This is a genomic window from Halomonas flagellata (assembly GCF_022487945.1).
Classification (GTDB): domain Bacteria; phylum Pseudomonadota; class Gammaproteobacteria; order Pseudomonadales; family Halomonadaceae; genus Halomonas; species Halomonas flagellata.
In genome coordinates, this window is the sequence record NZ_JAKVPY010000011.1 from 125,177 (window position 1) to 134,678 (window position 9,502).

Annotated in this window: 6 protein-coding genes; 2 read left to right on the forward strand and 4 right to left on the reverse strand. The window is 70.3% G+C overall.

Annotated elements, in window-relative coordinates:
- Positions 1–12: 12 nt before the first annotated feature.
- Genes xdhC through xdhA form a run of 3 tightly spaced genes read right to left on the reverse strand, consistent with a single transcriptional unit; the run spans position 13 to position 4,818 of the window.
- Entirely contained in the window at positions 13–870 is an 858-nt protein-coding gene (gene xdhC / locus MKP05_RS11275) for a xanthine dehydrogenase accessory protein XdhC (RefSeq protein ID WP_240568362.1), read from the reverse strand.
- Positions 867–3,371 carry a xanthine dehydrogenase molybdopterin binding subunit gene (gene xdhB / locus MKP05_RS11280; protein ID WP_240568363.1) on the reverse strand — a complete coding sequence of 835 codons (2,505 nt, stop codon included), beginning with the start codon at positions 3,369–3,371 and terminating at the stop codon, positions 867–869. Before xdhB ends, xdhC begins: the two co-directional genes overlap by 4 nt.
- Entirely contained in the window at positions 3,355–4,818 is a 1,464-nt protein-coding gene (gene xdhA / locus MKP05_RS11285; RefSeq protein ID WP_240568364.1) for a xanthine dehydrogenase small subunit, read from the reverse strand. Before xdhA ends, xdhB begins: the two co-directional genes overlap by 17 nt.
- Positions 4,819–5,085: 267 nt before the next feature.
- Here xdhA and MKP05_RS11290 point away from each other — a divergent pair, with 267 nt between their 5' ends.
- Positions 5,086–5,700 carry a TetR/AcrR family transcriptional regulator gene (locus MKP05_RS11290; RefSeq protein ID WP_240568373.1) on the forward strand — a complete coding sequence of 205 codons (615 nt, stop codon included), beginning with the start codon at positions 5,086–5,088 and terminating at the stop codon, positions 5,698–5,700.
- The gene (gene hrpB / locus MKP05_RS11295; protein ID WP_240568365.1) at positions 5,697–8,168 is read left to right on the forward strand and encodes an ATP-dependent helicase HrpB; all 2,472 of its coding nucleotides are present in this window, start codon (positions 5,697–5,699) and stop codon (positions 8,166–8,168) included. Before MKP05_RS11290 ends, hrpB begins: the two co-directional genes overlap by 4 nt.
- Before the next feature lie 120 nt (positions 8,169–8,288).
- Here hrpB and MKP05_RS21875 read toward each other — a convergent pair whose 3' ends face one another.
- A complete protein-coding gene (locus MKP05_RS21875) occupies positions 8,289–9,329 on the reverse strand; it encodes a helix-turn-helix transcriptional regulator (RefSeq protein ID WP_240568367.1) in 1,041 nt (346 codons plus the stop codon).
- Positions 9,330–9,502 lie beyond the last annotated feature (173 nt).

Below are 9,502 nucleotides of genomic sequence, written 5' to 3' on the forward strand. Positions count from 1 at the left end.
CCCACAGGGGGCTTAGGAAAAGACCCGGCGCAGCTCGTCGGGGTCGAGGCCGCGCTGGTCGCCGCGCTCGGGCGTCTCGACCAGCGGCAGCAGCTCGGCGAGGGCGGCCAGGGCGATGGCGTAGGGGGTCTTGTCGCCCCCCGAGTGTCCGATGGGGCAGCGTACCCCGGACAGGGTCTCGTCCGAATGACCGGCGGCCCTGAGCCGGGTGCGGAAGCTGGCCCACTTGCTCTTCGAGCCGATCAGGCCCAGCGAGGCCGTGTCGGCTCGCCTGAGCAGCGCGTCGACCAGGGCGCGGTCCTCGGCGTGGTCGTGGGTCAACACCAGGGCGTGGACGCCGGCGGGGAGGGCCGCCACCGCGGCCTGCGGGTCCGGGGCGTGACGGCACTCGAGCCCCGGCTGGCCGGCGGCCCAGTCGGGAAAGGCGTCGTCACGGCTGTCGTGCCACAGCACCCGCCAGGGCAGCGGGGCGGCCAGGCGCACGAGTTCCTGGCCGACGTGACCGGCACCGAAGATGGCCAGGGTCGTCCGGCTGCCCGGGAACACCTCGATCAGCACGTTGACGAAGCCGCCGCAGCACTGGCCGCTGCGCCCGCCCAGCGAGAATGCCTCGAGGGTCATGCCCGGCTCGCCCGAGGCGAGGCGCTCCCTGGCCGCCGCGATGGTCTGCCATTCGAAGGTGCCGCCGCCGAGGGTGTCGAACACCGTGTCGGCGGTGATCACCATCCGCGCCCCGGGCTCCCGGGGCGTGGAGCCGGCGCTGGTGACCTGGGTCGCCAGGGCGTGGGGCAGGCCGTCGCGCTGCAGGCGGTGCAGGGCGGCGTGCCAGCTCTCGGGACGCCGCTCCCGTTCAGGACGCCGGGCCATCATGCGTCCCCCTGCGCCGGCGGCCAGGGATGGTGCCGCGAGCGCAGCGCCTCGGCGGCGAGCAGTACCCGTTCCGGCGTGGCCGGGGTGTCGAGCCGCGGCGCTTCACCGTAGTCGGCGAGGCTGGCGAGCGCGTCGCGCAGCGCCGACCACACCGACATGCCGAGCATGAAGGGCGGCTCGCCCACCGCCTTGGAGCGGTAGATGCTGGCCATGGAGTTGGGGTGGCCCTCCAGCAGGGTGACGTTGAACACCGGCGGCAGGTCGCCGTAGGTGGGGATCTTGTAGGTGGCCGGGCCGTCGGAGATCAGCCGGCCGGCCTCGTTCCACTTCAGCTCCTCGCTGGTCAGCCAGCCCACGCCCTGGATGAAGCCGCCCTCGACCTGGCCGAGGTCGATGGCCGGGTTCAGGGAGTCGCCCACGTCGTGGAGGATATCGACCCGGTCGACCTGGTACTCGCCGGTGAGGGTGTCGACGCTGACTTCGGCCACGGCGGCGCCATGGGCGTAGTAGTAGAAGGGCCGGCCCTTGCCGGTCGCGCGGTCGTAGTGGATCAGCGGGGTGGCGTAGAAGCCCTTCTCGGAGAGCGAGATGCGGGCGAGATACGCCGCCTGGACGAGCTCGCCCCAGCCGATGCGCCGCTCGCTCTCGCCCTCGCCCGCCACCAGGTGGCCGGCCTCCAGGCGCATGCCCTCGCGGTCCAGCCCGCCGAGCTCGGCGAAGAAGTGCTCGCTGGCGAAGTCGAACAGCCGTTCCTTGAGCTTCAGGCAGGCGTCGCGGGCGGCCTGGCCGTTGAGGTCGGCGCCGCTGGAGGCGGCGGTGGGCGAGGTATTGGGCACCTTGTCGGTGCGGGTGGCGGTGATGCGCACCGTGTCGAGGTCGAGGGCGAGCTCCCGGGCCACTACCTGGCAGATCTTGGTGTGCAGCCCCTGGCCCATCTCGGTGCCGCCGTGGTTGATCATCACGCTGCCGTCGGTATAGACGTGAAGCAGGGCGCCGGCCTGGTTGAGGTGCTTGGCGGTGAAGGAGATGCCGAACTTCACCGGGGTTAGCGCCAGGCCCTTGCGGATGACCGGGCTCTCGGCATTGAACTCGGTGATCGCCCGGCGGCGGGCCCAGTAGTCGCTGCTGGCCTCGAGCTGTCTCACCAGGTCGTGGAGCAGGGCGAGCTGGTCCACCGTCTGGCCGTAGTGGGTGACGTTGCGGCCTTCGCGGTAGAGGTTGCGCTTGCGCACGGTCAGCGGATCCTCGCCGATCCGGCGGGCGATGTCGTCCATGGCCGCCTCGATCACCATCATGCCCTGGGGACCGCCGAAGCCGCGGAAGGCGGTGTTGGAGGCGGTGTGGGTGCGGGCGCGATGGCCGGTGACCCGGGCCTCGCCCAGGGAGTAGGCGTTGTCCGAGTGGAACATGGCGCGGTCGACGATCGCCTCGGAGAGGTCCGGCGAGTAGCCGCAGTCGCCGATCACGGTGATCTCGCCCCCCTGGATCACCCCCTGGTCATCGACGCCGAGCCGGTAGCGGTTGTGGAAGGGGTGGCGCTTGCCGGTGACGCGCATGTCCTCGGCCCGGGGCAGGCGGACGCGGGTGGTGCGCCCGGTGCGACGGGCGATCAGCGCGGCGATGCAGGCCCAGGGGGAGGCCTGGGTCTCCTTGCCGCCGAAGCCGCCGCCCATGCGGCGCATCTCCACGGTGACGGCATGGAAGGGGATGCCCAGCACCTCGGCGACCAGTTTCTGGGTCTCGCTGGGGTGCTGGTTGGAGGTATAGACGACCACGCCCTCGTCCTCGGTGGGCTGCACCAGGCAGGCCTGCCCCTCCAGGTAGAAGTGCTCCTGGCCGCCGACGAACTGCTCGCCCTCGACCACATGGGCGGCCTCGGCCAGCGCCCGCTGCCAGTCGCCGCTCTGCTGGACATGGGTGGGGCGCACGACCTCGCCGCGCTCGGCGGCCGCCACCGGGTCGAGGCTGGCCGGCTGCTCGTCGATCTCCACCACCGCGGCGCGCACCGCCTCGCGGGCGGCGCGGTGGCTCTCGGCGGCCACCGCGAAGAGCACCTGGCCGACGTAGCTGGTCTCCTCCTCGACGAAGATGGGGTCGCCGGGGAACACCGGGCCGATATCGGTGTGGCCGGGCACGTCGCCGATGGCGATGACGTCCACCACGCCGGGCATCTCCCGCACCTTGTCCAGGTCGAGGCGGGTCAGCCGGCCGTGGGCCACCGGCGAGAGGCCCAGCGCCACGTGCAGGCAGTCGGCCGGGGCGCGGATGTCGTCGATATAGGCGGCGCGCCCGGTGACATGCTTGACCGCGCTCTCGTGGGCGCTGGCGCTGCCGGCCGCTCCTCGGCTGGTGGCGGGGCGGTCATCGCGGTTGGTGGTCTCCCGGGCCTGGGGGCCATCGCCCTTGATCCGACCCCGCTGCGTTTCGCGAGCCCTGGCGGAGTCGTCCGAGACGTCGGGTGCGGCGCCGGGCGCCTGAACGAACTTAGTGAGCGTACGCATGGAGCATCACCTCCTGGTCGGTGTGGGACGACGGCTGCATCTGGTGGTCACGAAGCAGGACCAGGCGCAGGCGCTCGAGCAGGTTGGCGGCGGAGAGCTGGCGGTAGTGGGCGCTGCCACGCACGTCGCTCATGGGCTGGAAGTCTCGCGTAAGCGCCAGCCGGGCGGCCTGGAAGGCGGCGGTCGAGGGGGCCTGCCCCTCCAGGGCGGCCTCGGCGGCGGCGGCGCGCTTGGGCGTCGCCGCCATGCCGCCGAAGGCCAGGCGCACCTCGCGCAGGATGCCGTCCTCGAGCTTCCAGCTGAAGGCGCCGAGCACTGCGGAAATGTCGTCCTCCCGACGCTTGGACAGCTTCCATACCTTGAGGGTCCGGCCCGCTTCGGGGCGGGGCAGGAAGATGGCACGGATCGACTCGCCCTCGCCCAGCGCGGTCTTCTTGTAGTCGAGGAAGAAGTCGTCCAGCGGCAGCTCGCGCTCGCCCTCGGGGCCGGTGAGCCAGAGCCGCGAGCCCAGGGCCAGCAGCACCGGCGGAGTGTCGCCGATGGGTGAGGCGTTGGCGACGTTGCCGCCCAGGGTGCCGCGGTTGCGGATCTGGGCCGACCCCAGCCGATGCAGCAGGTGGGCGAAGGGCTCGAAATGCTCCTCGAGCAGCGGCTCCAGGCGCGAATAGGTGACGGCGGCGCCGATCCACCAGCCGGGACGGCCGTCGTCGAGGGTGGTCTCCTCGATGGCGTTGAGCTCCCTGACCCGGGTCACGTCGATCAGCCGCTCGAAGCGCTCGAGGCGCTGGGTGGTCTCGAGCCAGAGGTCGGTGGCCCCGGCCACCAGCCGGGCGTCGGGGTGGCGGCGGCGCAGCTCGACCAGTTCTGCCAGGGTGGCCGGCTGGGCGAAGCGGGCATCGGTCTCCGGGGCGGCGGGTGGCGGCGCCGCCGCATCGAGCCACAACGGACGCTGCTCGGGATGCTCGCCCATGGTCAGGGCGGCGTCGCGGATCGGCCGATAGCCGGTGCAGCGACAGAGGTTGCCGCCGAGCGCGGCCTCCAGCCGCTGCGGGGTCAGCGGCGCCGGGGTGTGGTGCTGTTGCTCGTGCAGGGTGAACAGCGACATGACGATGCCCGGGGTGCAGAAGCCGCACTGGCTGCCGTGGCACTCGACCATGGCCGCCTGGGCGGGATGCAGGGTGTCGCCTTGGGCCAGGCCTTCCACGGTGACCAGGTGGCGACCGTGGAGCTGGTGGGCGGGCGTGATGCAGGCATTGGCGCTGTGGTAGCGGACGCTCCCGTCGGGCCCGGCCTCGCCGATGGCCACGGTGCAGGCGCCGCAGTCGCCCGAGGCGCACCCCTCCTTGGTGCCGGTCTGGCCGAGCGTCTCGCGCAGCAGCTCGAGCACGCTGGTCTCGGGGGAGGCCTCGCAGCGGCGAGGCTGCCCGTTGAGCAGGAAATCGATCATCGCCTTGTCTCTTGTTGAGTGTCTCTTGTTGATGTGGGTGGCTGATGCCGCGCAACTGTTGACCATATGGTCAGGATGTTTCCAGCATGGTTCAGAATCGATCGGTTTGCAAGCCCGTTTGCACCCTTCACAGGGCTGGTGCACTATCCCGAACACTTGATCGCCTGGGCGAGGGCCCGGACACGACATGGGGCAGTGAGGTTGCCGATGACGCAGTGGAAGACGCCTCCCGAGAGGAGCGTGCGTGAGAAGGGGGAAACCAACGGCATGACGCGCGAGCGTAACGAGCGCGCGATCCTGGCGGCGGCCGAACGGGTCTTCGCCCGGCACGGCTATCGCGGCGCCAGCCTCCAGGACATCGCCGAGCAGGCCGGGCTGCCCAAGTCCAATGTGCTCTATTACATGGGCAGCAAGCGGGGGCTCTACGTGCGCCTGCTGGAGCGGATGATGGAGCGCTGGAATGCGCTGCTCGATGATATCTCGGTGGAGGACGATCCTGCGGAAGTCCTCGAGGCCTTTATCCGCAGCAAGATGCAGCTGTCGCGTCGCCACCCGGAGGGGTCCCGGCTGTTCGCCGCCGAGATCCTCGGCGGGGCGCCCTTCCTGCAGGAGTACCTGAGCGGCGGGCTGCGCGACTGGGTGCAGGCCCGGGCGCGGGTCTTCGAGCAGTGGGCGGAGCGCGGCCTGATGGACCCGGTCGACCCGGTGTGGCTGATCTTCCTGATCTGGTCGGCCACCCAGCACTACGCCGACTTCGAGACCCAGGTGCTCGGCATCACCGGCAAGGAGGAGCTCTCCGATGCCGACGTGGAGCAGATCACCGCCTTCCTGACCCGGGTGATCCTCAAGGGGTGCGGGGTCAGGCCGCGCGAGGCCCGATGACCTCGCCGTCGACGCTGCCCATCGAGGCGCGGCTGGACGCCATCCGCGAGGCACTGGCGGCCCACAACCGCGCAGTGCTGGTGGCCGAGCCCGGCGCCGGCAAGACCACCCGGGTGCCGCTGGCGCTGCTCGACGAGCCCTGGTGCCGGGATGAGCGCCGGGGTGGCAGGCTGCTGCTGCTGGAGCCGCGGCGGGTGGCGGCGCGGCTGGCGGCGGGCTTCATGGCGGAAACCCTGGGCGAACCGGTCGGCGAGACGGTGGGCTATCGGATGCGCGGCGAGAGTCGCGTGGGGCCGGCCACCCGGCTCGAGGTGGTCACCCAGGGGGTGCTGACCCGCATGCTCCAGGACGACCCCATGCTCGAGGGCGTGGCGGGCATCCTCTTCGACGAGTTCCACGAGCGCAGCCTCGAGGCCGACCTCGGCCTGGCACTGGCCCTGGATGCCCAGGAGGGCCTGCGTGACGACCTGCGCCTGCTGGTGATGTCGGCGACCCTGGACGTGGACTCGCTGCTCGAGACGCTGGGCGAGGCGACCCCTGTGATCGACTGCCCGGGCCGGACCTTTCCCGTGGAGACTCGCTATCGCTCCCTGACCAGCCGCGATGAGGCCGCTTCCCAGCAGGCCCGAGCGGTGATCGGGGCACTGGAGGCGGGCGAGGGCGATGCCCTGGTGATCCTGCCCGGCGTCGGCGAGATTCGCCGCCTGGCGCGGGAGCTGGCCGGCCGGCGCCCGGACCTGGCCATCATGGAACTGCACGGCCGGTTGCCGCTGGAAACCCAGCGCCGTGCCCTGCGCCCCGACCCGGCGGGCAGGCGCCGGGTGGTGCTGGCCACCGCCATCGCCGAGTCGAGCGTGACCGTGGACGGCGTGCGCATCGTCGTCGATGCCGGCCAGGAGCGGGTGCCGGTCTTCCAGCCGCGCAGCGGCCTCACCCGCCTGGAGACGCGGCGGGTCAATCGCGCCAGTGCCGACCAGCGCCGCGGCCGCGCCGGGCGCCAGGGTCCCGGGGTCTGCGTGCGCCTGTGGGCCGAGGAGCAGCCGCTGATGCCCCACGGCGAGCCGGAGATCCGCCAGGCCGACCTGGCGCCGCTGGCCTTCGAACTGGCCCGCTGGGGCATCACCGACCCGAACCAGCTGGCCTGGGTGACCCCGCCGCCCGCCGCGGCCCTGGCCGCGGGGCGCGACCTGCTGCGGCGACTCGGGGTGCTGGACGAGGCCTTCCATCTCACCGCGCTGGGGCGCGCCTGCAGCCGCTGGCCGACCCATCCGCGGCTGGCGGTGATGCTCGAGCGTGCCGTCGCCCTCGACGCGCAGCCCCTGGCCTGCGCCCTGGTGGCGCTGCTGGAGGGGCGCGACCTCGAGGGCGAGAAGGACCTGGAACGGGCGCTCGAGGCACGCCTGGCGGATGGCCGGGCCCATCGCCAGTGGCAGCAGGACGCCCGCCGGCTGGCGCAGGTCGGCGGTTGCCGGCTGGCGGTGGCGAACCTGGCGCCCCTCGGCGCACTGCTGGCGCTGGCCTATCCGGAGCGGGTGGCTCAACGGACGGCACACCAGGTCGGGCCGGGCCGCTTTCGCCTGGCCGGCGGGGGCCTGGCGACGCTGCCCGAGGATCACCCCCTGGCCCATGCCGAGCTGCTGGTGGCGGCCGAACTCGACGGCCAGGCCAGCGGGGCGCGGATCTTTCGCGCCGTGGCGCTCGCCCCCGACCGGCTGGAGGCGCTCTACCCCGAGACACGCGAATGGCGGGCGAGCCTGGAGTGGTCCGAGGAGCAGGGCCGCCTGATCGGCGAGCAGGTCCGCGGCCTGGGCGCGGTGGTGCTGGAACGCCGGCCCCTGCAGGCGCTGCCGCCGGAGGCCGTGCGCCAGGCGCTGTTGGCCGCCCTTCGCCGCCGCGGGCGGCTGGCCTTCGACGAGGCGGCCGAGCAGCTGCTCGGCCGGGTGACGCTGCTGCGTCGCGAGCTCGGCGACGACTGGCCCGACTGGTCCCTCGAGGCGCTGCTCGCCAGCCTCGATGACTGGCTCGGCCCGCACCTCGACGGCATCACCCGCCTCGAGGCGGTCGACAAGCTGCCCCTGGGGCGGATCCTGCTCGACGGCCTCGACTGGTCGCTGCGCGCGCGGCTCGACGAGCTCGCCCCCGAGCGGCTGGCGGTGCCCAGCGGCTCCCATATCCGGCTCGACTACGGGCCCTGCCGGCACGGCGGCGAGCCGGTGCTGGCGGTGAAGCTGCAGGAAGTGTTCGGCTGGCGGGCGACGCCGCGCATCGCCGGCGGGCGCGTGCCGGTGCTGCTGCACCTGCTCTCGCCGGCGCGGCGCCCGCTGCAGGTCACCCGGGACCTCGAGAGCTTCTGGGCCAACGGCTACCCGGAGGTGCGCAAGGACCTGCGCGGGCGCTACCCCAAGCACCCCTGGCCCGAGGATCCCCTGACCGCCGAGGCCACCGCCCGCACCAAGCCGCGTTTCTAGGCGTGATCTCTCGTTAGGTGGTGCATCCAGCTTCTAGCGGGAAGGCCGGGGATGTGGCCCAAGTCCACTTCCCGTCAGCCGAGTAGAATACTCCATGACGAACTGGGTGGGATTACACCGTTAGCCCAAGTGGACGGCACCACAGCCTAAGGCCTTGATGATCATGTCCACCTGATTCCGGCTATCGAATTTGCGTAACAGACTGCGGATATGAAAGCGAATGGTGGTCTGGGAGACGAAGAGCCGATCGGCAAGCTCGGCGGCGGTATTTCCTTCCAGCAGCCCCATGAGCACCCGGTTCTCTGCCTTGCTCAGCTGATAGGCCCGTTCCAGGTGAATGGTGGACGGCTGTGAAGCCCCCGGCGTGAGGATGAATATGATGCTGCCAGTGGCTCTCCCTAGCCAGTCGACTTGCTCCGGACTCGAGCGCCAGGGAAAGCACAACGCAACCTTCTTGACGTTCTCATCGGTGAACGGGATGAAGGCCTGAGCATCGGGGAGGCGTGTCGCGAATTGTCGAGTGATGGTGTCGTATAATATCCGATTGGCAGCAGCATCGGGCAACCTAAGGTCATGGTAGTCGGTGAGCTTGCGGGTCGGGCAAAGATATCTCTCGGCCAACACATTGTGTTGCAAGACCCGTCCCCTTGTCGACAGCAGGATGACAGCGGCCGATACTCGCTCCAAGGCGTCGAGAGCCAACCGTGATACACGAGTTGCCTCCACCAACTGCAGGTTCAGCAGGAAGGCCCGGTTGAGGTGCGGCATCAGGGCTTTCATCAGCAAATGCTCATCCCGGCTAAACGGCGTGTCTTGCAGGCTTCTCACCACCGACACCCAGCCGCGATAGGCCGCATCCCTGTAGAAGAGTCCAGAATTGAAGTAGGTGTATCCCAGGGGTTTATAGAAATCCTCGTAGGGGTAGATCTCGGCAAGCTCGCGTTCTCCCCATAAGTCTTGGGACAGAAGAGAAGTCCCAGCCTCTTGCCTTTCCAAGACAGCCCCAAACTCATCATGCTCAATGATATTGCTTTCGTAATGCGCAATCGATGACGCATTAGCTCCATCGGTAAAAAAGAAACTAAAGCGGTGGTCGTGCCTGTCCTCAAGCGCCAGGTTGACACTGTGCCCACCGATCGTGCGCTTGATGTGCTGTGCCACTTCTGGCCACCGAGTTGCATCCGCCGCAGCGGAATAGATGTCATCGACCCGCCTCTTTCATCAGGCCCTTTGCTGAGCGGCACTTCCGGCATCTCAGCAACGCTCAGCCAGTTCCTCCACCATCTCGCTACCGAGCAGCGAGATTCTGATAGTGCGAGGCTTTTGAATCCCTG